Consider the following 24,374-nt stretch of genomic DNA (forward strand, 5'->3'; position numbering starts at 1 on the left):
TTCTACATTTCCCTCTGGAAAGCCTTCCAGGGAATGTTCAGCTTAGCCCCTTCATTAAGCAGACTGTCCACATGCATGAGGAGTGGAAAGTCCTTGATGTCGAGTTTTCCTCTTTCCGCCATGGCCTTTACGGCTCTTGCGGTTCTTGTGGCAATGACCACCGCTTCCAGGGTTTCCCCTTTCAGTGCTTCTGTGGCTTCCTCTATGGTGTATCCTTTTCCAAGAAGAAGACCTACGGTTCTGCTTCTTCCTGCAGCCACCGTCACATTGAGGTCTCCTGCCGCAAACATGATGTTCTTTGTGCCTCCCCCGATGATTTCAAGAAGATGATACATCTCCTTTACGCTCTGCTGAAAAAGTGCGGACTGGGAATTGTTGTGACTTACGCCATCATCACCAAGTTTTTCCGCAATGCCTATGGCAAGTGCTGTACCCAGTGCATATCCGTTTTTCAGCGCCACTGCCGATTCCAGGCCCACCACATCTTCTGTGAGACTGATGAAATAGTAGTCTGTTTCAAAGTAGCTTCTGATCCTTCTCAGCTCTTGCATGTCTCTTCCGCAGAATCCCACAAAGGACTGATCGTGATCGGCCAGGTCTCTTGCGGTGCAGGGACCGCCTATGGCATAGATCTTCAGCTTGCTTTCTTCGGCAAGTTTTTTCTCCCAGTACTCCGGATAGGTTGTCAGCGTACCATCTTCTCCATCCAGCATACCCTTGGTCACGGAGAGCAGTGGAATGCTCTCTGGCAGAATGGGCAGCATATTGTCTGCAAACCAGTCCACACCGAAACTGGATACCCCGCAGACCGCAAGGTCCGCATCCTTCAGCGCCTCTTCCACCTCTGTGATCTTGTAGTATTTTATTCCGCTGTGAAGTGTTCTTCTCAGATTCTCGTGATAATCATCTTTTCGAAGTCTGTCTATGATGGCATCATCCAGGGGACTGCCCACAAGTCTCACTTCATGTCCGTTCTCATATAGTGGAAAGGTGAGTGCAGAAGCCATCTGCCCTGAACCGATCAAAGTAACAATACTCATTTCTCTACCTCCGTTTCCGTTTATGGTACCATCTTACGACTGGCTTTGGGAAAAGTAAATACTACTTTGGGAAATTTCCCATATTTAAAATTAAACGGTATCATTTTTATGAAATTGTTTTCAGGGTGGTTGGGAAAAGTTGCAACATTTCGGATTTCTCATAAGAATCCTCCTGTTCTTCTCTTTTCCTCTTCTTCTGGAGCATCTTACGGATATCACCTTTCTTGACAAGCATCCTTCTTACCCAGTATCTTTAATATAAAGAAAGTATAGAATTCATGAAGGACTGGCAGATTTCTGCTGATTCATGAGAATGGGAGATACGTAATGGATGCAAAGAAACTCAGTCAGATTCTGAGAATATCGAAAATGTATTATGAACTGAATATGAGTCAGGTCCAGATTGGTGAAAAGGAAGGAATCAGTAAATCCAATGTGAGCAGACTCCTGAAGAGTGCCATGGATATGGGGCTCATCGAGGTGCGCGTCAAGGAATCGGTGCTGTCCTACAGCGATCTGGAGAAGGAACTGCTGGAACGGTTCCCCCTTAGGCGCGCCGTCATTGTTCCCGATCTTGTGGGAAACAGACAGGTACTGCTGCAGGATGTCTGCGGCGCCTTGGCTGAGGATCTTCCACGATTCATTAAAAACGACAGCATCCTTGGCGTCCACTGGGGAAACACCCTGGCGGTGCTTGCCAAGCAGCTACCAGCCATCAAAAGACAGGGCGTTTCCGTGATTCAGCTCAGCGGCGGTTTTTCAAGAGCCGTCTATGAGTCCGGAGCCCTTGATATTCTCAAGAGCTTCGTGGACAGCGTCAATGGAAGCGGCTATCAGATTCCCGCTCCTGCCATGGTGGATCAGGCCTTCATCGCTGACGCCATCAAGCAGGATCATCAGATCGATCAGATTCTTGCCATGGCCAAGAAATGTGACACCGCCGTCTTTTCCGTGGGTAATCTGGAAAGACCTTCCGTACTCTACGAGATGGGCGTCATCAATGAAGAGAGCTACAGCGTAATCAAAGAGAAAGGCGGCATCGGAGACTGCTGTTCCCACTTCCTGAATGATGAAGGTGAGCTTCTGGATCCGGAAATGGACAAGAGAGTCATTGCAGCGCCCCTTTCAGTGATCCGGAAAATCCCAAACAAGCTCCTGGTGGCTGTGGGGAAGGAAAAGGCCATGATCATCAAAGCGGTGCTGAAGGGAAACCTAGTAGACAGTCTTTACATCGATGCGCCTACAGCAGAAGAGATTATAAGACTTACCCCCATGTAACCCACAGGAAGAATGAAATAGAGATCGTGCTTAAAGCATAGGCTTCATAAAAAACCTCACCGGCATCCTGGGCTATGGATGCCGGTGAGGTTTAACTTATGTTCTCTATTCGATTTCAATCTTCTTTGAGGTATCGACATGTTCTGTCTTGGGAATATGGATCTTCAGAACACCGTCTTCCAGTTTTGCACTGATGCCTTCACTGTCTGCTTCCTGCAGGAAGATGTTTCTTTCCATGGAGCAGTATCTTCTTTCCTTGTGGATGTAGTTTTTCTCTTTCTCTTCTTTCTTTTCGTCTCTCTGAACGCCAATGCGTAATCTTCCGTCTTCCAGAGACAGACTGATTTCTTCCTTCTTTACGCCTGGCAGTTCAGCCTGAACGATATACTCTTTGTCCTCTTCCTGAACATCCACCTTGAAGGTATCTGACTGAAGGCTTCTTCTTGTAGGCCATGCATCCGCAAAAAAGTCATCTAGCATGCTGTGGAAGTCATCAAACCCAATGTTCATCAGATCATTTTTCTTTCTGTTGAATGGTACTAAACCTGCCATTTCCAACAACTCCTTTACTGATATTTTACTATCGTTAGCACTCTCGCCCACCGAGTGCTAACTTACAATTATGTTATAACATATGACTTTCTGTTTTTCAAAACTGAAAAATCGAGAAAATCAGAAAAAGCTTCAGTCAAGTTGTGTAAAATGAAAACAATCCGATTTATTCACTGAAATTCACCAAATCCAGATATTTTTCGACTTTATCTGGCCTCTTCCGCCAGTTTAAGATAAAGCTCCATGAGCTGATTACTATGTATATAGTGTACACCATTGATTCCTAATTCTTCTGCAGTCTTAATGTTTACCAGCGTATCATCGATGAAGATGCACTCCTCTGCCTTCAGCTGGTACTTCTTCAGAAGAATCTCATAGATTCTCTTTCCTGGCTTCACTTCTCGGACATCATAGGAAATCACTTTTCCATCAAAGAGTTCGAATACAGGGAAAGTGCTTTCAGTATAGAAAAACCCTCTTTCCGGATAATTGGATAGCGCATAGATTTTATATCCCATCTTCTTGAACTTCTTCAGAAAATAAACCGAGGAGCTGATCTCATCAATGAGAAAAGTCTCCCAGGTGCGCATGATCTTCTCCACCGCATCTTTGTGCTCTGGTATTCGTTCTTCGATCCGAGCTATGGCTTCCTCTGTTGTAAGCAGTCCCTGGTCCAGGAGTTTCCACTCCTCACCGGAAAAGATATTCAGATGAAGAAGCTTTATGGTTTCAAAATCTTCTCCATAGGTCCTGATGAGATAGTCCAGAGGGTCAAATCTCACCAGCACATTTCCGATATCAAATATGATATTCCTGATTTTTTTCATACTATTCACTCCATTTCTCTAATTGATCTTTTGAAAGTGCGCCCATACTTATACTAATAATTCTGCCTAATAATAAAAAGATAGCATAGTTCAACATATACTATCCTTTTGAAATCAATAGTTTCTATTACCTTCAATAAGTGTAAATAAACACTTACTCATCCAGAAGCTTAATTAAATAGTATATTATTACCGCTGCTATCACCTTAGTCCAATTATTAAGAATGTCAATTTATGAATCAATGTGCAATTTCTAAACAGAACTTTATGAATTCTTCCAGATTTGTATCAGGATTATCTGAAAGCAATTCCATCAAATCTGCTAATTGAACTCTGTCGGATGTTGCATATTTATCAGACACCGGAAAAATATCTACGTATTCTTCTTTTCTTCTGTTTCCTTTTTTTCTAAATGGTATTTTCGCTTTTACTAGAACTTCTTCCAAATCCGGAGTATTCCATATCGGTACTATGTATCTATAAGCCCAATGTTTTATGAACATATCCTTATTTTTGAAATTCTCTAGTTCTACATCATTGCAGTCATCTGTATCCATAATTATAAATATCTTGAACTTTTTCTCATGAATTCCAGATTTTTTCCTTCCAGTTTCCGAGAAAGCGTCTGAGAAATGAGCGCGAAATTTACTCAATGTTTCAAACTTTGTATTATTCAGCGTTCTCATAATACTGGTAATCTGGATTGACTTCTCCCCATTCTTATCACCATAAATCTCCAGTTTCAATCTCAAATTGGATTTAATATAGTCACACATCTGTTTCTCAGATTTGCCATGTACAATCACAACTGCTTTTAAAAAAGATTTATCAAATTTCCTCATAAATACCCCTATTCCAGTATTTCAATAAGTTCTTCAAAATCAATATCCTGCGGAATAGGAACACCACCATACATACCTTTCAAGTATCTGTTTCTATAATTCAGGTTAGGATGTGCTCTATTTTCAAAATTCGTGATCGGTACCAGTAATTTATTAGCTTCGCTATCAACAAAAAACACATAGATGGATTGTGGATCAATATCTGAATCCAAGAGCATTGTGTTGTGGGTGGTTAAAATTAATTGGCCCTTGATCAGTTCCGACATATTACTTAACAGTCGATGAATTAAAATATCGTGGATACCCGTATCAATTTCATCGATGACTACAGTGTCGCCTTCGATACTCATCAATAGATATGGAATAATCTCTAGCAATTGTATTGTACCAGAAGATTCTTGAGAAAAGCTAATGTCAATAATTCTTCCATAGATTTTTTTCTTAATCCAAAGTTCGTACCTGATGTTGGATTTTTCATTTTTTTTCAGATAGTATACCTGTTTAATGTCGCTGTAGGCTGTCGTGAAGAATTCATTGAGCATTTTTTCAGTTCTATTCAGTTTCTCTGAATCATTTGCATCAAGTAGACCTGACCTCAGATTATGAAGCAGATTAAGCGCACCACCTCTTGTACTTCTCTTTGAAAGTGACTGTGGCTGCACCTTGACTGAAACCTTCTTTAAGGAATTTAAAATATGAAGCAACTCCGGATGGATCTTGTTCTCCACATAACTTTCCGCTTTTTCTTCAACCTCAAAGGAAAGCAAAGACAGTAAACTATGCTTGCCGATATATTGCTCAATCATTTCTTTGAAATCTCTTAAATAATCCGCATCAGTAAAGAGATTATCATTCAATTTGTATTTCTGGTTTTTCATCTGATAAAGATTCACTTTGTTCTTGACCAATGCAAAATCCAGTTTCTCTTCTACGATTTTCTGATCATCGTATGAAATCAGGTACTGTCCTCTTTTATCTCCAATGGTAAATTCAAACAGTAACTCCATATTTTCCTCAGAGTTGATAGTTTTATAATTTCTGATGATTGACTCTGTATCTTTCGCTTGTCGCTGAAGCAATTCTCTGAATAATTTATCAGGAACATGATTCTCGTCCTCTACATTACTATTTAATAATTTCTGCAACATAGATTTGATTGACATTGTTTCAATTGACTCTCTTAGTGTATAAAAAATCGAGGCGAAATTGGATTTCCCAATACCATTCTCACCATAGATAACGATCAGAGATTTCGATTCATTCTTCTTAGAGGATAGATCCACATCTAGGTCAATAAGGGACTTATAGTTTTTTACAAAAATTCTAGTGAACATAAAACCCTCTCCTTTTACTTTTATTGTTATAAATTATAACATAAACTCGAAAATATTACCACACTTAGTGCAATATTACTAAATCCTTACTAAATCCTGACTGTTCTACAATTATTGAAGAAAATTAGAACATACCTTTTGCTGCAGAGAGAATTAGAAATCACTTCATTGAACCTATTCATATTCCCATAGAAAAAAGGATAGCATCCATCACTTCACACTATCCTTCTCTGATTCTTTATTTATAAGCTAAGTCCGATCAGCAGGGAATCCTGTCAATCCAGGAAACGATCATCTCCAGATTTCCTTCAAAATGCGCCTCCTTGCATGCAGAAGTAAGAATGAAGTGGTCTCCCTTCTTCACTTCAAGGCCATTGACCAGGCCTTGTCCGCTGAGCACACTGACTAAAGTGAACTCCTTAAGCTTCTTGTCCGCTTTCCCGTTTACCGTCCATTTTTCTACCGTGAAAAATCTTGTGGAGGTGTATTTGGTTACAGTAAGATTCTCTTCTTCTATCGTTACAGGCTCCACTGTGCTGCCCTTATGTGGGACACTGAGGACCTTCTTGGCTTCTTCGATATGAAGCTGTCTCTTCTCTCCCTTCTCATCCACTCTATCATAGTCATAGACCCTGTACGTGGTGTCGGAGGACTGCTGGGTCTCCAGTACCAGCGTGCCCTTGCACAGCGCATGGATGGTTCCTGAAGGCACATAGAAGAAGTCTCCTGGCTTGATGCTGATTCTCTGAAGCAGCGCATCCCATTTTCCCTCGTCAATCATTCCCACCAGTTCTTCCCTGGTCTTTGCCTGATGTCCATAGATCATTTCCGCGTTTTCCTCGCAGTCGATGATGTACCAGCATTCCGTCTTCCCTAAGTCATCCTCGTTCTGCATGGCGTATTCGTCATCCGGATGCACCTGAACACTCAGGTCGTCACTGGCATCAAGAATCTTCGTCAGAAGCGGAAACACCGGTGATTCGGCGCTTCCGAAAAGCTCTCTGTATTTATCGTAGACTTCTGAAAGATGCATTCCTTTCAGCGCACCATTTTCAATGATGCAGTCTCCATTCCTATGGGCGGAGATGGCCCAGCATTCCCCGGTATGATCACTTGGAATGTCATAATCAAAGTGCTTTTTCAGTTTGTCCCCACCCCAGATTCTTTCCTGGAAAATGGGTTTCAGTTTCAGTATTTCCTGCATGTTATCCCTCACTTGTTCTTCTGTTGTCGTTATTTCCTAATCCCATTATAACCCAGGATGCTATGATTGAAAGCTTCTTCATGAAGCAGCTTTCCCGTCCGGAGCATATATTCTACTATTTGTCAGGTGTGGAAAAGGTGACCCTAAGGCCACCTGATGGTGATGGAATGCTATGTCTCATTTCGATTTTTTCTCACTTCTCAGCTTCTTGCAGCTGCTCTAAAGAACGCTCTCCAGTGCGCCATAGACGAGAAAGGTGTAGACTACACTGAACAACGTACCCATAAGATAGTATTCCGCAAAAATCTTGTTCTCCATCATCTTGAATCTGGCCAATGACTTCACGGCAATGATGAATCCAATGGATGAGAACTGATTGGAATAGAGAAAGATCACCATGAGGACTCTTTCCAGAATTCCGATCCACTTTCCTGCCTTCACTTCATCGATGAAGCCATGAGCAATCTCATCCTCTCCCACTTTCAGTATCTCATTAAGGATGTCTGTATAGCCCACCACTTTCTCATAGACCTTGTCCAGCATCAGTGGGATGAAGTAGGCACCGGAAAAGGAAATGTAGAGTACCAGAAAGATCCGTTTCACACTTTCATAGGTGACTTCATTATTTCTCAGAAAGGTATCCGTGAGCCACAGGCTAAGTCCATTATATTCCATGGAGCTTCCCGAAGTGACCACTAGAATGACAGCTATGTGGAGAGCCTGATCCGACAGGAATAGCAGAAGCCTTGAAATTTTAGCCGCAGCTTTTCTCTCCAGATGCTTATGAACCCCTTCCTTCAGATAATCTATGACCAGATGGGAGGCGATGATGATCAGCACTTTCGAAATAGCTTTTCTCATGCCGCTCCCATCAAGGAGCATCAGAAAAGGAAGAGAAGTAAGCAGAAGTGCTGCTCCATGAAGAAGGTATCCCTTGAGTCTCCTTTCCGATTTCGCCTTCACCATGTTGTCTGTCTGAATCACAAAGTCTGTAAGCGTGTGAGAAATGAGCATACTCAGGGTAAACATCAGTTGATCTCCCTCCTTGCCTTCATCAGGTCGAATATAGCTCTGAAAGAAAGCAGAATTTCTTCCAGGCTCGATGCACGCAGTCTTTCATAATAACTTGTTTTGCTGATGCCGATGCTTTCAAGCGTCTTCTCCAGCTCCACGCCCAGCAGTTCATACCTGATGGCTTCCCACTGCTTTTCGGTGATTCTGTCGATGGTGCTGTTTATCAGCGGCAGAAGATGATTGCACATCTGATCCGTTTCACTGTATCCGCTGATGATTCTTCCACTGTAGCCGCTTTTCTTCTTCACCGCTTCCAGCTGATCTCTCGCATTCCAGAAGATAGGCCCGTTCATCTCCCAGGAGTTCTTTTTCAGCTCTCCGTCCACTTCCCCGATGCTGATTCCATATCTGACTTCGTATGGACTCAGATGACTCAGGGTCAGCATCATGAGGCTCCCAAGTCCATCCTGAAATGGAAACAGGATCTGTATTTCATCTCCCTGAGAAATATGATACGCTCTGTGCTGTCCGTAAATCCGGACAATGGCTTCATTGATCTTCTCGATCTTCTCCTGAAGCAGCCGGTTGAACTCTTTATAGTCTGTCCTGGTGGATTTGCTGATGTCCATGGTGATGACCATGTATTCATTCCCTTCTTCTCTCTTTGCACCTCTGATCGCATACTGTCCTCTGGAAACATTTCTGATGACGCCCCGCTTTTTCAGCTGATAGATATACGAGCTTACGGTGTTTTTCTTGATGCTGCCAAAGAGCTCCGTATAAAATGCCTGAAAATCATCCACACTGATCATTTTCTGATTTCTGAACTGCTCTTTCAGTTCTTTAATATGCAGTCTGCTTTCTGTATTGCCATTGCCCATCTGTCTGACCTCCCTTTTCTTCATCATAGCAGATAAATGCAATAAATCAATATTTTTCCTATTTATAACCCGTTTTATGCTTTTTCCTAGTTTTAACCCTTTATAAGAACATTCCCGTTCAGAAAGGAATTCACAGCGATCATTCTCCCTGCTGCTATCTGTATACCGATTCGGAAAATAGAGATATAATGAACTCAAAAGATCCCCATCACAGGAACATCGGAGGTGATTCCATGTCAAAATACGAGACTGCTCCCTATAAGGTAGTCGAGAAAGAAGGTTCTTTCGAAATCCGTCAGTACGATGCTTTCTACACTGCCGCGGTGGAAGAGGATACGCTGGAGGGTTCCTATGGTTTCCGTCAGATTTTCGACTACATCAGCGGCAGCAATGAAGACCAGACAAAAATCTCCATGACCACCCCTGTATTCAATGAGATGAAAGAAGAGCATATCACCACGGAATTTGTCATGCCATCGAAATATTCAGACGATGCTCCACCGAATCCTTCCAGTCCCAGGGTGAAGATCAGAAGAAACGAGCCCAGACTTACTGCATCCGTCACTTTTTCAGGTTCTGCAACGGAGAAGAAAATTAAAGACCATGAAAAGGAGCTCCTTGTCTGGATCCGAAAAAAAGGACTGAACCCTTCCGGAAACTTCAGACTTGCCCGCTACAATCCGCCATTCATTCCTCCCATATTCAGAAGAAACGAGATTCTCATCGATGTCCAGACACAGAGGTGAGATTCTACTTGGAAAGAGCAATGATCCTGAATCAGTTTTCTGGTTCAGGATCATTGCTCTTTCATTTCTGAACTGCCGATTCCCATTCATATTCATACTATAGTGACACGAAATACCGTATCAACTAAAAGAGACTGATCTTCATCAGCCCCTTCAACATTTGATGTATTTTAATCAGACGATCATGGTTTTTCCGAACCCTTTGCAATGCCCAAGGGTGTCACTAGAAACGGATTTTTCGGTTTACTCACGGGAATACCCAGAGCATCCTCAAACACTTTTTCGATTCCGTATAAGCAGCAGGTTCCCCCAACCAGATAGATATCGTGGACATCATATCCTTCGATATGCTTCTTTACGATACTTGCCATCTTTTCCACCACGGGTCTCACAAGACCGATGATTTCATTCTGCTTCTTCGGGTCTTTCTTCATATTCTCCGCTTCACCGAAAGGAATCCTGAAATGTCCTGCCAGAACCAGGCTGAGATGGGTTCCTCCTGTGGCTTCGTCTGCCACATAGACCACCTTCCCATTCTGCAGTATGGAGATTCCGGTGGTTCCACCACCGATATCCACAATGGCTCCATCTGTGATGCCCAGTACCCCGTTGGCAGCTGTAGGTTCATCGAGGATTTCAGTCACTTCTAGACCGGCACCCTCCACCACATATTTATGGGTTTTCTGATCTCCAGGCTGGGTTCCGGGCGGAACGGCAATGGATGCCTCTGTAAGCTCGATATTCAGTCTCTCCTCCAGTTTTTTCTTCAGTCTGGATACAATGGTCCTTGCACCCATGAAATCCACCACAAGCCCGTCTCGAACAACTTCTGCATACTCAAGCTCCAGCGCCAGCGGCCGATCGTCTTCTCCAAGAGCAACCAGAACGATATAGGCTGTTCCCAAATCCACACCCAGTCTGACTTTTTCGTTTTTCTCCGGGAGATTCGTTTCCTTCAGAACCTTTTCCAGTTCCCTGATTCGTTCATTGGCTGCGCTCAGTTTCTTACTCATGTCCTTCCTCCTGCATCGTTGCTGTTATACTCACATTTTTTGATTTATAAAGGTATGTCGTCTGAACCGTAATACGCACTGATGTATATCTTCACGACATCTTCAGGCGTTGCCTTTCTGGGATTGCTGCCCGTGGTGAAATCATTCAAAGCCTTTTTCACCATGTCCGGCAATGCGGCCATGAATTCATTTTCGTCTATGCCGCATGCGCTGATGGAATCTGGAAGTTCCAGATGCTTCATCAGGTTTTTAAGCTCACTTATGAGACTGTCTTCCCATCCTTTGGCCATGCCCTCGGATGTTCTCATGGATTCCGCCATCTTTCCGTATCTTTTTTCCGCTTCAATCCCATAGATGGGTTCATTCATGTTGTATCGTATGATATGGGGCATGAGCAGTGCATTGGCCAGTCCATGGGGAAGCTTGAATTTCGCGCCCAGCGCATGGGCCATGCCATGATTGAGTCCCAGTCCGCTGTTCTCGAAAGCGACGCCTGCATAGCAGGATGCCATGTGCATCTCCATACGTGCTTCATCGTCAGATATGTCATCATACATCTTCCGGAGACTCACGGAAACTTTCCGCGCCGCCTCCAGTGCATAGAAGTCAGACATTTCATGATGTTCACGGGATACATAAGCTTCCACCGCGTGGGTCATCACATCGATGCCTGCATTGGCGATGACTTTCTTCGGCAGTGTAGAGGTGAAAACCGGATCCAGCACGGCCACATCCGGCAGCATTCTCTTGTCCTTCAGCGGTATCTTCAGGTTGTTCTTCCTATCCGTGATCACGGAATAGGATGTCACTTCCGACCCAGTTCCACTGGTAGTCGGAACTGCCACAAAGAACGGTTTTACAATCTTCTCCGGTTTAATGACTTCTTCTTTCACCCTGAGGCAGAAGAAGATGATTGCTTTGGCCGCATCTATGACAGATCCACCACCAACGGCTATTAGGAGGTCAGGCTTCGTCACCAGTATGTGCGAAAGGCCGCTTAGAATCGTCTCCAGGGAAGGATCCGGTTCCACCTCATCAAAGATTCTGTAGGATACATTAAGATCGTTCAGAATGCTTAAGACAGGTTTCAGCATGCCAAGCTCCACCATGGACTTGTCCGTGACAATACAAACCTTTCTGAAAGGAACGTTATAAAGCTTACGCAGGCTGTATTTCCCGTACCATATATTCGGTTTGATCTGAAATTCATACCTGCTCATGATTCTACTCCTGTTCTGCCCAGTCGGCAGGATATGTTACATAAAGAAATCTTGATTTTCCAGGTGATACAAAGGAAATGGAGGATCCCTTCGGAATGAAGATGATGTCTCCTGCCACTCCTCTCACCACGGAATCGTTGATCTTGATTTCAAGTACGCCGTCAATGATGTAGTCCACTTCGTCGTATTCCAGGGTCCATGGAAAACTGGATTCATCCATCTCCATGATTCCTGCCATAAGTCGTGGGCTTTCCTCCAGCGTCATGATGTCTGACAGAAAAACCTTTGTACCTGGTTTTCCAGTATCAAAGGGCTCCGGTTTCACACTTCTCCCCTTGACCACCAGAACGCCGCTTTTCTCATCCACATGCTTATCTATGGGTGGCTTTGCGCCACCCATTTCTTCCATAAGCACTTTTCGGATAATCGCTTCCAGTTTCTCCTGATTGATCTGCATATTATCCCTTCTTTCTAATTTTGCACTACTTCTTCTTCTGGTACAGGTATATCTGCAGCAGTATTCTTCGGTGTGATCAGCATGGCCAGAGCCACAGCGGTGATACCACCAACTAGTTTACCTACAACCACAGGGAAAATCATTTCACGGTTTACACCGGCTGTGAAGCCAAGGTGGTCTCCGAAAACAAAAGCCGCACTGACTGCGAAAGCTGTGTTGATGACCTTACCACGATTGTCCATGTCCTTCATCATACCGAACATCGGAATGTTGTTTGCAAGGGTAGCTACCATACCTGCTGCGGCTACATCGCCCATGCCAAGAAGTTTACCAGCTGCCATAAGCGGCTTCTTGAAAACTTTTGTGATCACATAGACCATAGGGAATGCACCAGCCAGTGTGATGGCGATGGCACCTACGATTTCGATACCGTCCCAGACTGGAGCCATTCCAGGAATGACCACAATGCCTGTAAGAGTTTCTATGATGATTGCTGCGGTGGCGATGGTGATGACGATGACGACACCTTGTCCGAAACGGTTGAATCCTCTGATCATCTTATCCGGAATCTTCCATAGTCCGAATGCGATGAGTGCTGCCACGATGATGATGGGTACGAGATTCGCTACAACCATACCGATGCTGAAACCAGCAACCAGTCCACCGACAAAAGATCCGATTGGAATGGTGATGATACCGGCAAGTACACCTTTGGCCAGGTATGGATGGTCTTCCTTCCTGATGATACCAAGGGCTACCGGAATGGTGAACACGATGGTTGGTCCCATCATGGCGCCGACGATGAGTCCTGCAAAAAGTCCAGCTTCCTGGGTTTTCGCAAGTTCCATGGCCAGCGGATATCCGCCCATGTCATTGGCAAGAAGTGTGGTCGCAAACATCGCAGGGTCAGCCCCCAGGAATGTGTAGACCGGTTCAATGACTGGTCCGAGCAGTTTTGCAAGGACCGGTGCGATGGATATAACACCGACCATAGCCACGGCCAGTGTACCCATTGCCATGATACCTTCATCAAACTTTTCGCCGAGTCCGAATTTGTTTCCGATGATTTTATCCAGTGCACCCAAAGCCATGAATATGACCATGATATAGATGATAATGTCGCTGATTTGCATTGTTATTCCCCCCTATTCACTTGTAATCAAGCTTGCAATTTTCTGTGCCAGGTTACGGTCGTCAGTGCCAAACTCCTCTTTCATCATCAGGTAGACCCTTTCCGTCAGTGGACATTCTTTCACTTCCTCTGAACACTTTCTTCCTGGTTCTTCCTTCTTCTGATCCTCATAAATGATTCTAATCTGCTGTTCTCTCAGAAAGTCTTTTGCCCCCGGTGTAAGGATCATCCCGCTACAGATGCTCACTGATTTCTCATCCGGGTTCAAAAATTCCCTGTAGTTCTGTCTGGTAATGAGGGTCCTGCTCATTTCAAAGACCTCCTTGTCTCCTACAGTAATTTATAATAAAGTTCTTTGCTTGGGGATGGAATCACCACGGATTCAAGAAGCAGTCCTTCCTTTACGGAAGCTCTTCTTCCAGCATCTATAGCTGCCTTGACGGATCCCACATCTCCGGTGAGGGTAACAAAGGCTTTGCCACCGATGGCCATGCCGAGCCTGATTTCGATAAGCTCTATAAGACCGGACTTCACGGCAGCATCCGCTGCACATACCGCACTGGTCAGTGAATAGAATTCCATGACGCCAAGGGCATCAAAGAATTTCACATCATTTACACCCTGTACGCTTCGTATGGTCTGAGGATGCGCATTGGCAAGAACCAGTCGGTCCACGATATAGTGTTTGCCCACTTCTTCCCCTGCCGCGACGGACGCTTTCACAGCGCCGACATCTCCAGTGACGATGATCATGTATTTCCCTGGACAGGCGGTCTTTGCCGTAACAAGTTCCACATCTCCAGCCTTGATCATGGTATCCGCTGCCTCGATGCCTCTGCATATACTGGTGAATTCCAGCATTCCAATGGTTTTCAAGCTTCTTCCCTCCTTTCGGATTCTATGGTCACCGCATCGTCCACATGGGTTACTCTACCTGTGATGGACGCATGGACACGTGCCCCCATGTCTTTCATTTCGATTTCTCCTATGACCTGCCCCTTTGAAACGAGGTCTCCCACCTTCACGCAGGCAGTGGCGGGTTTCCCGATGTGCTGCCCGAGAGGGATGGTCACCTTATCTGTGGTCACTTCCATAAAGGAAGGTTTTCCCCTGTCATAGTATTTCCTGATATCGAGTCTGGATAAAAGCCTGTCGATGGGCACGTATCTGTTCTCTCTTTCAGGGAGTGCCGGTCCCGTCTCAAACTCCACCTTGATGCCGTTTTTTCTCAGTTCCTTTTTCAGGAAACTGTTGACGATTCTTGGTGAGATGTTCATGGGACAGGCGAAAAGCTCGCATATACCGCATTCGCAGCACAAGGCCGCTTCAGCGAAGCGTTCATCATAGACATCGTTCACACCAAAAGCCCTCATGATCTTATGAGGATGGAGCGGATGTCCGATGAGATATCTGGGACAGTACTGGGTGCAGAAATTGCACTGGATGCAGGCGGCTCTCGTTTCATTCTTGATGGCCTGAAGAGACTTGGTCCCTCTTTCCACCAGTGTGTGATTCCTGGGTATCAGTATGATTCCCCCCGAGGTCTTTCGAACCACGGCGATTTCCGCCTCTTCCTGGGTAAGGAATCTTCCCATCATGGGTCCTCCTGTGAGCACCATGTATTCATCTAGCGTACTGCCACCTACCGCTTTTATGCATTCTCCGATGGTGATGCCGATAGGCACCTTGATGACTTTCGGCTCCTTCACTTCTCCTGTGACGGTGATGTACTTCTCCGTCACGGAAATCCCTTTCTGCGCATCGTAGATACTTTTCATGGTGGCGATGTTGGATACCACGATGTCCACCTGAAGGGGAATCCCTCCTGCCGGAACCGCTCTCTCAAAAGCCTCATAAATCGTGATCTGCTCATCTCCTGCGGGGTAAAAGTTGTCCATGGAGAAAAGTTCAATGTCATAGTTCTTCTCTCTGATCTCTTTTTCAAATAGTACGATGAGATCCTGATATTTCTTCTTCGTCGCCAGAACCGCACGCTCTGCCTTCAGAAAGTTCTTCGCTTCCTGAATGGCTTCCAGCATTTCCTTATAGAACAGTTCCATCTGATACTTGTCTGTATGAAGCAGCGGTTCACATTCCGCCCCGTTGATCAGGAGATACCTGGGACTGGCCGCATATTTGATATGGGTCGGAAACCCTGCTCCACCTTCTCCGATGACGCCTGCTTCATAGATGTTCTCAAGAAAATTCAACGTCCCTCACCTTCTTCCACTTCCACTTCATCGATGATGCCTACAATGGTCGCATCCACGGCGATGTCGTCTCGCTTCAGTGCCTTTCTTGCAGTGCTTCCGCTGACCACAATGACCAGCTCTCCTATGCCTGCACCGACTGCATCCGCAGCCACAATGGCTTTGGATTTCTCTCCGGTATTGGGATCGTATGGTTCAACAATGAGGAGCTTCAAACCATTCAGCGAAGGTTCCTTTCTTGTTGCCCACACGTTTCCGACAACTCTTGCTGTCTGCATGGTTATTCCCTCCTTTCTCGTTTCTCTGCTGTGATGCCATGATTTCTCATAAGATCTCTGGCCAGTGGTGTGATCAGAGGGGCACCCTCTGTATAGAGAATCTTCTCCCCATTCTGCACCATCTGGAGAATCTCTTTCTCTCCGATGAGTCCTTTTTTCTTTCTTCCCTGTTCCTTCACCGTACCAGATCTTTTTCTGGCCCAGCCATCTTCCCGACAGATGCCGAAGGAGCCGATCTTTTTCACCGAGTCCTCATAGAGTCTGTATAGAGGTTTCGGGCAGGTTTTTTCCATTTTTCGGTGGAGAAGTCCTTCTTCAGAATAGAGCACTTCCTTTCCGCCCATGAGGGCTTCCATCACCGGTCCTACTCTTGGATTCATCCCCATGGCCAGCTTCTGCAGGGTATTCGGAGAGATTTCAGCAAGAAGCAGCACATCAAACTCTGCATTTTCGTCAAAGCATGCTGCAAATTCCATTTCGTACTTGCCTTCGTATCTGCTTCTGAGTTCCTTCTCACAGGACTGTGCTTCCCCGATGACCAGCATTTTCTTCAGGTCACTTCGCACAAGCTCCAGTTTTCTGATTTCTTCCAGCACTTTCTTCACGATTTCTTCGATCTGCATCTTCTCCCTCCTTTCCATGAGATTTCTTCTTTACTGACCCTTTCCATAGTGGGCGATCATCATCAGATAATAAAGTGCACTGGAAAGCCTGTTGAGACTTTCGATGATATCATTTCTTTCCACTTCGGTCCCGTTCCTGAATGCTGTTACGCCAACGATCTCCACTTCTCTGACTGCTGCTCTGAGCACATTGAGATGGATCACTGCGGGCTTTTCCTCTCCTGTCATGACCAGATGCCCTCCCGGGAAATGGTCACTGGGACTGTGTGTGATTTTTCTGATCTCTTCATAATCCTTTCCTAGTACGCTGAAACTCTTTATGGGTTCTCCCAGCACTTCCGCACGCATGATCTTTCTCAGGTGAAGATAGATGTCCTTCAGTCCCTTGAAGAGATCCGCATTCTTTTCATGCCTCATCAGAAGCATGCCTCGAAGCATTTCCGCTTCCAGAGAATCGATTCTGCCTCTGAAGATGATCCTGGGATCATCCTTGAAGACAAGAAGGTCGGCTCTGATCTGCGTCATGAACTCGGGCTTTCTGCTGTAGTACTCCTCTGTATAGTAGTTCTTGTAGCGTTTCGGATCATCGGACACATTGGAAGTGGCTTCTCTCTCACGAACAGGATGGGGTACTCTGTGGACGTGTTTTCTGTCCTCATCTGAAGGTCCGCTTTCGCCGATCTTCAGCTGCACACCCTTTTCTTTCAGAAATTCTCGGGCAGATGGAGTGATGACTTCGTTTTTTCTGGCCACATATTCAGTAAATTTTTCATTTTTCCACTTTGATCTAAGCAGAGATTCTGTTAGTACTGCCATCTTTTCACATCCTTACTTCGTGGACTTACCGGACCGCCGAAGCGGTCCGCGCCTTTTCCCGTCTTACAGTTCAGCTTTCTTTGGCAGAATCAGTTCCACTTCCTGATGTGGTCTTGGAATCACGTGAACGGAAATCAGTTCTCCGACTCTTTCTGCTGCTGCTGCACCTGCATCTGTAGCTGCTTTGACTGCGCCTACATCTCCACGTACAAGAACTGTTACAAGTCCGCCACCGACATGTTCTTTACCGATAAGTGTCACATTTGCTGCCTTGACCATTGCGTCTGCTGCTTCGATTGCTCCTACGAGTCCCTTAGTTTCGATCATACCTAATGCGTTTGTGTTTGCCATTTTTTATTCCTCCTAAAATTTTGTTTATTATTGTTGTTTGCTTACAATATATTATTTTGCGTTGATCATTTCGGAAAGGATCTTTCTTACAACCTGTTCCAGGTCATAGTCCTTGCTTCCCTCTGATCCGTTCTTTCCGACGAGCGTTTTGCTCATGTCCACCACATCTTCCACTTCTCTCACGCCATAGGCCATACGCCTGATGTCGATGAGATGCATGGGATTGATGTTGTCTGAGGTTGCACTTCCTCCGATTGCTCCGCAGCCCAGAGTCAGAGCCGGCATAAGGTTTGTGGTGGCACCGACGGCACCGTGGGTGGTGGATGTGTTCACAAGAATTCTTGAAGCAGGTTTTCTTAATGCGAATTCACGGATGATCTTTTCGTTGTTGGAATGGATCCCCAGTGAATGTCCTTCTCCGCCGTACTCCAGAATCTCGATGCATTTTTCGCAGGCTCTCTGCCAGTCCGGTTCCACATAGAGGGCAAGAAGCGGTGAAAGTTTTTCTCTAGAGAAGGGATACTCTCTTCCCACACCTTTTTCCTCTGCCAGAATCACCTTGGTGTCATCAGGCACCTTGATGCCTGCCATGGCTGCGATTTCGATGGCTGATTTACCTACGATTCTCGTATTCAGTGTTCCATGGGGCTTCTGGACCAGTTTGTCCATAAGCGCCTTTTCCTCCGCATTCAGGAAGTAACATCCCTGTTTCTTCAGTTCCTTCAGCATGGGCTCAAAGACAGCGCCTTCCACTACAAGTGCCTGTTCCGATGCGCAGATGGTTCCGTTGTCGAACGATTTTCCCTGCACGATACGCTTTGCTGCCAACGGCAGATCCGCAGTTCTTTCCACAAAGACAGGTACGTTTCCGGGTCCCACGCCTAGGGCTGGTGTTCCTGAGCTGTAAGCTGCTTTCACCATGGCGGATCCACCTGTGGCCAGTATGAGATTCACGTCATCATGCTTCATGAGACCATCTGTGGCTTCCATGGTGGGTATGGAGATGCAGGAGATGAGATCTTCTGGTACTCCTTCTTCCACAAGAACCGCCCTCATGCCCTTCACCGATTCCAGTATGCAGCCCTTGGCTGCCGGGTGAGGTGAAAGTACAATGGCATTTCCTGCTTTCAAAGCGATGATGGCTTTATAGATGGCTGTGGATGTGGGATTGGTGGAAGGAACAAGTCCGGCGATGACACCGACAGGTACGCCGATCTCATAGATTTTCTTCTCCTCGTCTTCGTTTATGAATCCCACGGTCTTCATGTCCTTGATGCTTTCATAAAGAAGTTTCGAAGCCACAAGATTTTTCACGGTCTTGTCCGGTACGTTTCCGTATCCGGTTTCTTCCACCGCAAGCTTCGCCAGATTTTCAGACTCTTTCTCCATTCTGATGGCCAGCGCTTTTACGACCTGGTCGATTTTTTCCTGTGAACACTGCTTGTATTCCTTCTGAGCGGCTTTGGCTTTTCTTACCAGGTCTCTCATTTCCTGCAAGGAGGCCAGATCTCGGTCTAGTGTTGTCATGCTTTACTCCTCCTTTCCTGCGCTTCACTGATTTCTTTCATCAGTTCGGCTTTATTTGCGAATTTGATCTGATTCTTCGGTATTTTGATGCCGTCAAGTTTTCGAGCAATCCTTCGAAGCTCAACCACCTTCAGGCTTTTCATGGTTTCCTTCGAAAAGCTTTCCTCTTTCGGAAGACTCTTCTCTTTGGCTGTAGGCTCTTCCTTCCCTGGCTGTGGTGAAGGTTCATCCGGTGTTTCCTCTTCCGCTTCTTTCCCCTTCAGCGGATCGGGTTCTTCCGTATGCTCTTCTTCCTTCTCTTCCTCATCGGAAGGGTCCGGATCGTCTTCAGGGTCTTTCCCGTCAGGCTCCACAATGGACCAGACTTCTTCATCCAGTCTCGCTATGACATGTGAGGTGAGCAGCACACCCAGCCTTTCGGCTGAAGCCGCTCCGGCATCCACCGATGCCTTCACTGCCGCCACTTCCCCGATAAGGGTCAGCGTCATGATTCCTCCACGTACTTTCACAAGATCCACCAGGGATACATCAGCTGCTTTTAAGGCTGCATCAGCCGCTTCCACAGCGCCTACATATCCGTATGTCTCTATGAGCCCCAATGCGCTGTTTTTCATATCATCACCATCCTATGGCGACTAATATTTCGTAGGCTGGTCTGCCACGAAGCAGACGGCCTCAGCAAATGCATCACAGGCTGCCTTACATGCTGACTGACTTCCTGTAAGGAGTCCGCCACCGAAGTTCGTTTCCGATGGAGGTCCGTAGAAGGCTGCCATTCTGACATCTGCAGCTTTCATGGCTGCATCCAGCGCATACATGGCTTCAAGAGGTGGTGCGATGAGATACGCGATGGCCTCTCCTTCCGGAATCCCTGCCACTTCGGACAGATAGGATCCGGACCTTGAAATGGTGTGTGCATAGTAGGCGATGGTGTCGTCTTCGTTTGCGCTGTAGAAACTGGCTTCATTGTCGATGAAGTCCACAATGGCATTGAGTCCGCTTCTTACTTCCGCTGGGTTCGGTCCGGAAATGATTCCGATGACTTCACCGGCCAGCTTGGTATTGGCATTGGCTGCACCACCGTAGAACGATCTGGCATAAACCACCTTCACGTCCGCTTTTTTTGTAGCTTCATCCAGTGCTGTGTAGGAAACGTCATCACAGTCTGATGTGAAGAGCCCAAGGCTCATATGTCCTTCTGGCAGTTTGAATTCAGTGACCATATCCGGATTGACGTTAGGAATGATTTTCATACTGAGTATGCTTGGTTTTAAAGCGTCATATTTCACTTTCGTTTTCCCTCCTTTAACCTTATAGATTCAGACCTACACCGGTCATTTTCTTTTCAAGTATCACTTTGATCACGGATGCGATATGCGCACCTGCTTCTGCTGCCGGAGTACCATCCTTATGGATATTGGATACTACGGTTCTCTTTGCTTCAGGAATACCTGGATAGCCTTTATAGGTCATATAGCAGCTCATGCTTTCACCTGTGGCAAGACCAGGTCTTTCACCGATGAGAAGAATGGTAAGCTCTGCGTCCAGCGCCTGGGAGACTTCATCCATGGAACCGACTCTTCCGTATTTCACGAAGAATGGTGTACCATAATCGATGCCGTATCCTTTAAGGCCTGATGTGATGGCTGGAAGGATATCCTTTAAATTGGCTTCAATGGCTGTGGAACTTAATCCATCTGCCACAAAGATCTGAACACGAGGTTTGGCTTTGCATTTTTCCTTGATCATCTTAGTGTTCTCTTCATCAAACTGTCTGCCGAGGTCTGGTCGTGTGATGTATTCATCCTTGTCTGTCACCTTGGTCTGAACGGTGAAGAGATCCATTTCCTTCAGAAAATCCTCATCCACATAACTGAATACCGCATCCTGAGCCACTGCATGGTCTGCACGGAATCTCAGGAGTGTTTCGGTTGTGTTTCTTGGTCCGGTTCTCCATATTCCGACTCTTGCTGCCGTTTTCTTCTTCAGCTTCAGATACTGGTCACGGTTCTTTGGATTCGGTACATAGAAGACATCCTGAATGGGCTTTGCCGTGATGTCTCTTATTTCTCCATTGCTGTCATCTCTGGACTCCGCCTTCGGAGCGTCTTCCTTCTTCATTTCTTTCATGACTTTTTCGATCAGTACTTTTAATTCATTATCAGTTATCATTTATTCCCCCTCCTTTCAATCCAAGAATATGGATGCGTCACCGGCACGTTCTGTCAGCTTGCCGTCTTTCAGGATGCCCATTTTTTCCATCCACTGTTCAAATTCCCTGATTGGTGTCAGGTTCATCAGTTCTCTTAAGCTTGGTGCATCATGATAGCTTGTACACTGATAGTTCAGCATGATGTCATCACCATTTGGAATACCCATGAAGTAGTTGCATCCTGCTGAGGTCAGTAGAATGGCCAGGTTTTCGATGTCGTTCTGGTCTGCCTTCATATGGTTGGTGTAGCAGGCATCTACGCCCATTGGAATTCCTGATAGTTTACCCATGAAGTGGTCTTCAAGGCCCGCACGGATAACCTGTTTGCTGTCATAGAGATATTCTGGTCCGATGAATCCTACCACTGTATTGACCAGGAATGGTTTGTATCTCTTGGCAAGGCCGTAGCATCTGGCTTCCATGGTCACCTGGTCGGCTCCATGATGTGCATCGGATGACAGCTCTGCGCCTTGTCCTGTTTCAAAGTACATGACGTTTTCGCCATGGCTTGTGCCGTATTTCAGTACCAGTTCTCTTGCTTCATCCAGCATCTTCACATCGATACCGAAGGCTTCATTTCCCTTCTGGGATCCGGCGATACTCTGGAAAATCAGATCCGTTGGTGCACCTTGACGGATGGCTTCCATCTGTGTGGTCACATGGGCAAGAACGCAGGCCTGAGTTGGAATTTCCCATTTGTCTTTTATGGTCTTGAAGAGTTCAAGCACTCTTTTTACATTGTCTACTGTGTCATCCACCGGATTGAGACCGATGACGGCATCTCCTGCACCATAGCTCAGTCCTTCATAGACGGAAATGGCGATTCCATCCAGATTGTCTGTGGTATGGTTCGGCTGGAGTCTGATGCTTAATGTGCCATCCAGTCCGATGGTGGTGTTGCAGGTTGCAGGTACTCTGATCTTCTTTGCTGCATAGATCAGGTCCATATTGCTCATGAGCTTGCACACTGCGGCAACCATTTCACTGGTGAGCCCCTTGCTCACGTGTCTGATCTTTCTTGGTGTGGCTTCATAGCTCAGAAGCCATTCTCTCAGCTCTCCCACAGTCCAGTTCTTGATCTCATTGTAGATGGTCTCGTTGACAGCATCCTGAATCACTCTTGTGACTTCGTCTTCCTCGTAAGGAACCACAGGATTGTTTCTCAGGTCACTGAGAAGCATATGGGAAAGAACTTCTTTCGCAGCCACACGTTCTGTAGTGTTTTCAGCGGCGATGCCCGCCAGCTGATCCCCTGATTTCTCCTCGTTGGCTTTCGCAAGGACTTCTTTCACAGAATTGAACTGATAGACGGTCCCAAACAACTTGGTTTTCAAATTCATGTGTTTATTCACCTCTTTCAATAATTGAATACAATAGTTTTGATGATGACGGGTAATACAGATCCATTCCCGATGGGCTTTCCGATATCGATATAGTCACCTCCCGAAACTTTAATGCCATCGATGCAGATCACATCTCTCTTTTTCTTCAGCTGCAGCAGCATGCTCTGACCGAGTACTTTGGCCAGGTCTTCTTCTATCAGCACCAGAAAGGGTTCATTTTCCTTGAAGTGCTCTTCCAGAACTTCCGTAAGGATCACTGCCAGGTCCTGCACTTTTTTATAGGACATGCTCTTCTGACCTTTCAGAAATACTGCAATCCACTGTTTTCCGTCTTCCAGGGTGTACCAGGAGAGTTTTTCCCGTAAGATGCTTTTCAGATCTTCCGATCTTTCCTCCGCCGGCGTCACCGCCACGATGGGGATATTCTTAATGGGAAACAGATTGCCTGTGAATGTGATAGTGCTTCCGCTGATGTCCATGGTCTGGGTACCAGCCCCCACCACGGTGGCCATGATGGTTTCTTCCGGAACCATTACGGAAAGAGCGCTTTCATCGAATCTCTTTCTGATGGCTCTTCCAAGAAGCACACCGATGTCTCCGTACTTGTAGGAATCCTTCTCCTCCTCATTGAAGTAGATGTAGTCAGAAACGCCTCCGGAGAAGCTCACCTTCTCGATGGGCGTCTCTTTCTTCAGGAGTTTTCCTTTTTTACTGACCACAAGCTCCAGTGCCTTGTTCACCTTCACGGTGACGGATTCGTAAAGGACTTCCGCCATGGCTTTCACGATGTCGGAAATGGTTTTCTCATCTCTCACCATTCCTTCATAAAGGTCGATGCCTTTATGCTCTGCCAGCTTCAGGATGCTCTCTGACACATAATCCAGTCTTCCTTCCTTGTCGAAGTAGATGAGCCGTCCTCCGATGTCAAGGCAAGCTGTATCCACGGGATCTCCATCTTTGAAGACGGCGATGTTCGTGGTGCCTCCACCGATATCAAGATTGACGACGAATTTTCCTTCCTTGTCGGAAGCAGCTGCCGCTCCGCATCCTTTTCCTGCCAGTATGCCTTCCAGATCCGGTCCTGCTGTGGCTACAACAAATTCTCCGGCGTAGCCCACAAGCATGTTCATGATCTTGTTGGCGTTTTCCTTTCGGGCGGTTTCTCCCGTGATGATGACAGCACCGCTGTCCACGGTTTCAGGCAGGATGCCCGCTTTCTCATATTCCCCTTGAATGATTTCCTTGAGCTTCACTGCATCGATCTGGGTTCTGGAGGCCAAGGGTGTAAAGTAGATGGCCCCTTTGTAGATCACTTTCTTGTCCACGATCTTGAATTCGGGTACCCTTGCGCCGGATGCCATGTTCTCCACCTGGATCTCGGAAAAGATGATCTGGGTTGTGGATGTGCCCACATCGATTCCTACGCTGACCAGTGTTTCTCTCACATTTTGCTCCCCCCTTTTAAGCGAAAAAA

General features: G+C 46.0%; 27 protein-coding genes. 2 read left to right on the forward strand and 25 right to left on the reverse strand.

What is annotated here, in order from left to right:
* Positions 1-2 precede the first annotated feature (2 nt).
* Positions 3-1,040 (reverse strand): glycerol-3-phosphate dehydrogenase, encoded by a 1,038-nt coding sequence (locus ACHAL6_RS03660; RefSeq protein WP_395268881.1) that lies wholly within the window; start codon positions 1,038-1,040, stop codon positions 3-5.
* Positions 1,041-1,367: 327 nt separating this feature from the next.
* Between ACHAL6_RS03660 and ACHAL6_RS03665 the strand changes: the two genes are divergently transcribed.
* Entirely contained in the window at positions 1,368-2,318 is a 951-nt protein-coding gene (locus ACHAL6_RS03665) for a sugar-binding transcriptional regulator (protein ID WP_395268882.1), read from the forward strand.
* Positions 2,319-2,423: 105 nt separating this feature from the next.
* Here the strand turns inward: ACHAL6_RS03665 and ACHAL6_RS03670 are convergent, their stop codons facing one another.
* From ACHAL6_RS03670 to ACHAL6_RS03700, 7 genes are all read right to left on the reverse strand, one after another.
* The gene (locus tag ACHAL6_RS03670; RefSeq protein WP_395268883.1) at positions 2,424-2,870 is read right to left on the reverse strand and encodes an Hsp20/alpha crystallin family protein; all 447 of its coding nucleotides are present in this window, start codon (positions 2,868-2,870) and stop codon (positions 2,424-2,426) included.
* A 206-nt stretch (positions 2,871-3,076) separates the two neighbouring features.
* The gene (locus ACHAL6_RS03675) at positions 3,077-3,697 is read right to left on the reverse strand and encodes an HAD family hydrolase (RefSeq protein WP_395268884.1); all 621 of its coding nucleotides are present in this window, start codon (positions 3,695-3,697) and stop codon (positions 3,077-3,079) included.
* 239 nt (positions 3,698-3,936) lie between these two features.
* Positions 3,937-4,539, reverse strand: a complete 603-nt coding sequence (locus ACHAL6_RS03680) for a hypothetical protein (RefSeq protein WP_395268885.1) — start codon at positions 4,537-4,539, stop codon at positions 3,937-3,939.
* A gap of 8 nt (positions 4,540-4,547) precedes the next feature.
* Entirely contained in the window at positions 4,548-5,873 is a 1,326-nt protein-coding gene (locus ACHAL6_RS03685; RefSeq protein WP_395268886.1) for an ATP/GTP-binding protein, read from the reverse strand.
* A gap of 259 nt (positions 5,874-6,132) precedes the next feature.
* Positions 6,133-7,077 carry a mannose-6-phosphate isomerase, class I gene (manA, locus tag ACHAL6_RS03690; RefSeq protein ID WP_395268887.1) on the reverse strand — a complete coding sequence of 315 codons (945 nt, stop codon included), beginning with the start codon at positions 7,075-7,077 and terminating at the stop codon, positions 6,133-6,135.
* Positions 7,078-7,296: 219 nt separating this feature from the next.
* The gene (locus tag ACHAL6_RS03695) at positions 7,297-8,106 is read right to left on the reverse strand and encodes a DUF3307 domain-containing protein (protein ID WP_395268888.1); all 810 of its coding nucleotides are present in this window, start codon (positions 8,104-8,106) and stop codon (positions 7,297-7,299) included.
* Positions 8,106-8,972: a SatD family protein gene (locus ACHAL6_RS03700; RefSeq protein ID WP_395268889.1), complete on the reverse strand. Its 867-nt coding sequence runs from the start codon at positions 8,970-8,972 to the stop codon at positions 8,106-8,108. The genes ACHAL6_RS03695 and ACHAL6_RS03700 overlap by 1 nt, the downstream gene beginning before the upstream one ends.
* 233 nt (positions 8,973-9,205) lie before the next feature.
* Between ACHAL6_RS03700 and ACHAL6_RS03705 the strand changes: the two genes are divergently transcribed.
* The gene (locus ACHAL6_RS03705) at positions 9,206-9,718 is read left to right on the forward strand and encodes an SOUL family heme-binding protein (RefSeq protein ID WP_395268890.1); all 513 of its coding nucleotides are present in this window, start codon (positions 9,206-9,208) and stop codon (positions 9,716-9,718) included.
* 182 nt (positions 9,719-9,900) lie between these two features.
* Here the strand turns inward: ACHAL6_RS03705 and eutJ are convergent, their stop codons facing one another.
* From eutJ to eutA, 17 genes are all read right to left on the reverse strand, one after another.
* The gene (eutJ, locus tag ACHAL6_RS03710) at positions 9,901-10,731 is read right to left on the reverse strand and encodes an ethanolamine utilization protein EutJ (protein ID WP_395268891.1); all 831 of its coding nucleotides are present in this window, start codon (positions 10,729-10,731) and stop codon (positions 9,901-9,903) included.
* 44 nt (positions 10,732-10,775) lie between these two features.
* Entirely contained in the window at positions 10,776-11,951 is a 1,176-nt protein-coding gene (locus ACHAL6_RS03715; RefSeq protein WP_395268892.1) for a 1-propanol dehydrogenase PduQ, read from the reverse strand.
* Between the two features lie 4 nt (positions 11,952-11,955).
* Entirely contained in the window at positions 11,956-12,408 is a 453-nt protein-coding gene (locus tag ACHAL6_RS03720) for a cupin domain-containing protein (protein WP_395268893.1), read from the reverse strand.
* Between the two features lie 14 nt (positions 12,409-12,422).
* The gene (gene eutH, locus ACHAL6_RS03725; RefSeq protein WP_395268894.1) at positions 12,423-13,541 is read right to left on the reverse strand and encodes an ethanolamine utilization protein EutH; all 1,119 of its coding nucleotides are present in this window, start codon (positions 13,539-13,541) and stop codon (positions 12,423-12,425) included.
* A 12-nt stretch (positions 13,542-13,553) separates the two neighbouring features.
* A complete protein-coding gene (locus ACHAL6_RS03730) occupies positions 13,554-13,850 on the reverse strand; it encodes a hypothetical protein (protein ID WP_395268895.1) in 297 nt (98 codons plus the stop codon).
* A 20-nt stretch (positions 13,851-13,870) separates the two neighbouring features.
* Positions 13,871-14,416, reverse strand: coding sequence for a BMC domain-containing protein (locus tag ACHAL6_RS03735; protein WP_395268896.1), 546 nt, complete (start codon positions 14,414-14,416; stop codon positions 13,871-13,873).
* Complete coding sequence (locus ACHAL6_RS03740; protein ID WP_395268897.1) at positions 14,413-15,750, reverse strand: 4Fe-4S dicluster domain-containing protein; 1,338 nt, start codon at positions 15,748-15,750, stop codon at positions 14,413-14,415. Before ACHAL6_RS03740 ends, ACHAL6_RS03735 begins: the two co-directional genes overlap by 4 nt.
* Positions 15,747-16,028 carry a EutN/CcmL family microcompartment protein gene (locus tag ACHAL6_RS03745; RefSeq protein ID WP_395268898.1) on the reverse strand — a complete coding sequence of 94 codons (282 nt, stop codon included), beginning with the start codon at positions 16,026-16,028 and terminating at the stop codon, positions 15,747-15,749. Before ACHAL6_RS03745 ends, ACHAL6_RS03740 begins: the two co-directional genes overlap by 4 nt.
* A gap of 2 nt (positions 16,029-16,030) precedes the next feature.
* On the reverse strand, positions 16,031-16,651 hold the full coding sequence (locus ACHAL6_RS03750) for a hypothetical protein (protein ID WP_395268899.1): 621 nt from the start codon (positions 16,649-16,651) through the stop codon (positions 16,031-16,033).
* A 30-nt stretch (positions 16,652-16,681) separates the two neighbouring features.
* Positions 16,682-17,467: a hypothetical protein gene (locus ACHAL6_RS03755; protein WP_395268900.1), complete on the reverse strand. Its 786-nt coding sequence runs from the start codon at positions 17,465-17,467 to the stop codon at positions 16,682-16,684.
* A gap of 63 nt (positions 17,468-17,530) precedes the next feature.
* Positions 17,531-17,818, reverse strand: coding sequence for a BMC domain-containing protein (locus ACHAL6_RS03760; RefSeq protein ID WP_207599689.1), 288 nt, complete (start codon positions 17,816-17,818; stop codon positions 17,531-17,533).
* Positions 17,819-17,869: 51 nt separating this feature from the next.
* Entirely contained in the window at positions 17,870-19,345 is a 1,476-nt protein-coding gene (locus ACHAL6_RS03765; protein WP_395268901.1) for an acetaldehyde dehydrogenase (acetylating), read from the reverse strand.
* The gene (locus ACHAL6_RS03770) at positions 19,342-19,959 is read right to left on the reverse strand and encodes a BMC domain-containing protein (RefSeq protein ID WP_395268902.1); all 618 of its coding nucleotides are present in this window, start codon (positions 19,957-19,959) and stop codon (positions 19,342-19,344) included. Before ACHAL6_RS03770 ends, ACHAL6_RS03765 begins: the two co-directional genes overlap by 4 nt.
* A 21-nt stretch (positions 19,960-19,980) precedes the next feature.
* The gene (gene eutL, locus ACHAL6_RS03775; RefSeq protein ID WP_395268903.1) at positions 19,981-20,634 is read right to left on the reverse strand and encodes an ethanolamine utilization microcompartment protein EutL; all 654 of its coding nucleotides are present in this window, start codon (positions 20,632-20,634) and stop codon (positions 19,981-19,983) included.
* 22 nt (positions 20,635-20,656) lie between these two features.
* Entirely contained in the window at positions 20,657-21,514 is an 858-nt protein-coding gene (eutC, locus tag ACHAL6_RS03780; RefSeq protein WP_395268973.1) for an ethanolamine ammonia-lyase subunit EutC, read from the reverse strand.
* Positions 21,515-21,532: 18 nt separating this feature from the next.
* Complete coding sequence (locus tag ACHAL6_RS03785) at positions 21,533-22,897, reverse strand: ethanolamine ammonia-lyase subunit EutB (RefSeq protein ID WP_395268904.1); 1,365 nt, start codon at positions 22,895-22,897, stop codon at positions 21,533-21,535.
* Between the two features lie 17 nt (positions 22,898-22,914).
* A complete protein-coding gene (gene eutA / locus ACHAL6_RS03790) occupies positions 22,915-24,345 on the reverse strand; it encodes an ethanolamine ammonia-lyase reactivating factor EutA (RefSeq protein ID WP_395268905.1) in 1,431 nt (476 codons plus the stop codon).
* Between the last annotated feature and the right edge of the window lie 29 nt (positions 24,346-24,374).

Origin of the sequence: Proteiniclasticum sp. C24MP, assembly GCF_043951855.1 — a bacterium.
GTDB lineage: Bacteria > Bacillota > Clostridia > Clostridiales > Clostridiaceae > Proteiniclasticum.

What these genes read in the sequence shown, in the direction of transcription:
- ACHAL6_RS03660 (WP_395268881.1), bottom strand. Translation starts at nt 1,040, where the DNA reads ATGAGTATTGTTACTTTGATCGGTTCAGGGCAGATGGCTTCTGCACTC.
- ACHAL6_RS03665 (WP_395268882.1), top strand. Translation starts at nt 1,368, where the DNA reads ATGGATGCAAAGAAACTCAGTCAGATTCTGAGAATATCGAAAATGTAT.
- ACHAL6_RS03670 (WP_395268883.1), bottom strand. Translation starts at nt 2,870, where the DNA reads ATGGCAGGTTTAGTACCATTCAACAGAAAGAAAAATGATCTGATGAAC.
- ACHAL6_RS03675 (WP_395268884.1), bottom strand. Translation starts at nt 3,697, where the DNA reads ATGAAAAAAATCAGGAATATCATATTTGATATCGGAAATGTGCTGGTG.
- ACHAL6_RS03680 (WP_395268885.1), bottom strand. Translation starts at nt 4,539, where the DNA reads ATGAGGAAATTTGATAAATCTTTTTTAAAAGCAGTTGTGATTGTACAT.
- ACHAL6_RS03685 (WP_395268886.1), bottom strand. Translation starts at nt 5,873, where the DNA reads ATGTTCACTAGAATTTTTGTAAAAAACTATAAGTCCCTTATTGACCTA.
- manA (WP_395268887.1), bottom strand. Translation starts at nt 7,077, where the DNA reads ATGCAGGAAATACTGAAACTGAAACCCATTTTCCAGGAAAGAATCTGG.
- ACHAL6_RS03695 (WP_395268888.1), bottom strand. Translation starts at nt 8,106, where the DNA reads ATGTTTACCCTGAGTATGCTCATTTCTCACACGCTTACAGACTTTGTG.
- ACHAL6_RS03700 (WP_395268889.1), bottom strand. Translation starts at nt 8,972, where the DNA reads ATGGGCAATGGCAATACAGAAAGCAGACTGCATATTAAAGAACTGAAA.
- ACHAL6_RS03705 (WP_395268890.1), top strand. Translation starts at nt 9,206, where the DNA reads ATGTCAAAATACGAGACTGCTCCCTATAAGGTAGTCGAGAAAGAAGGT.
- eutJ (WP_395268891.1), bottom strand. Translation starts at nt 10,731, where the DNA reads ATGAGTAAGAAACTGAGCGCAGCCAATGAACGAATCAGGGAACTGGAA.
- ACHAL6_RS03715 (WP_395268892.1), bottom strand. Translation starts at nt 11,951, where the DNA reads ATGAGCAGGTATGAATTTCAGATCAAACCGAATATATGGTACGGGAAA.
- ACHAL6_RS03720 (WP_395268893.1), bottom strand. Translation starts at nt 12,408, where the DNA reads ATGCAGATCAATCAGGAGAAACTGGAAGCGATTATCCGAAAAGTGCTT.
- eutH (WP_395268894.1), bottom strand. Translation starts at nt 13,541, where the DNA reads ATGCAAATCAGCGACATTATCATCTATATCATGGTCATATTCATGGCT.
- ACHAL6_RS03730 (WP_395268895.1), bottom strand. Translation starts at nt 13,850, where the DNA reads ATGAGCAGGACCCTCATTACCAGACAGAACTACAGGGAATTTTTGAAC.
- ACHAL6_RS03745 (WP_395268898.1), bottom strand. Translation starts at nt 16,028, where the DNA reads ATGCAGACAGCAAGAGTTGTCGGAAACGTGTGGGCAACAAGAAAGGAA.
- ACHAL6_RS03750 (WP_395268899.1), bottom strand. Translation starts at nt 16,651, where the DNA reads ATGCAGATCGAAGAAATCGTGAAGAAAGTGCTGGAAGAAATCAGAAAA.
- ACHAL6_RS03755 (WP_395268900.1), bottom strand. Translation starts at nt 17,467, where the DNA reads ATGGCAGTACTAACAGAATCTCTGCTTAGATCAAAGTGGAAAAATGAA.
- ACHAL6_RS03760 (WP_207599689.1), bottom strand. Translation starts at nt 17,818, where the DNA reads ATGGCAAACACAAACGCATTAGGTATGATCGAAACTAAGGGACTCGTA.
- ACHAL6_RS03765 (WP_395268901.1), bottom strand. Translation starts at nt 19,345, where the DNA reads ATGACAACACTAGACCGAGATCTGGCCTCCTTGCAGGAAATGAGAGAC.
- ACHAL6_RS03770 (WP_395268902.1), bottom strand. Translation starts at nt 19,959, where the DNA reads ATGAAAAACAGCGCATTGGGGCTCATAGAGACATACGGATATGTAGGC.
- ACHAL6_RS03785 (WP_395268904.1), bottom strand. Translation starts at nt 22,897, where the DNA reads ATGAATTTGAAAACCAAGTTGTTTGGGACCGTCTATCAGTTCAATTCT.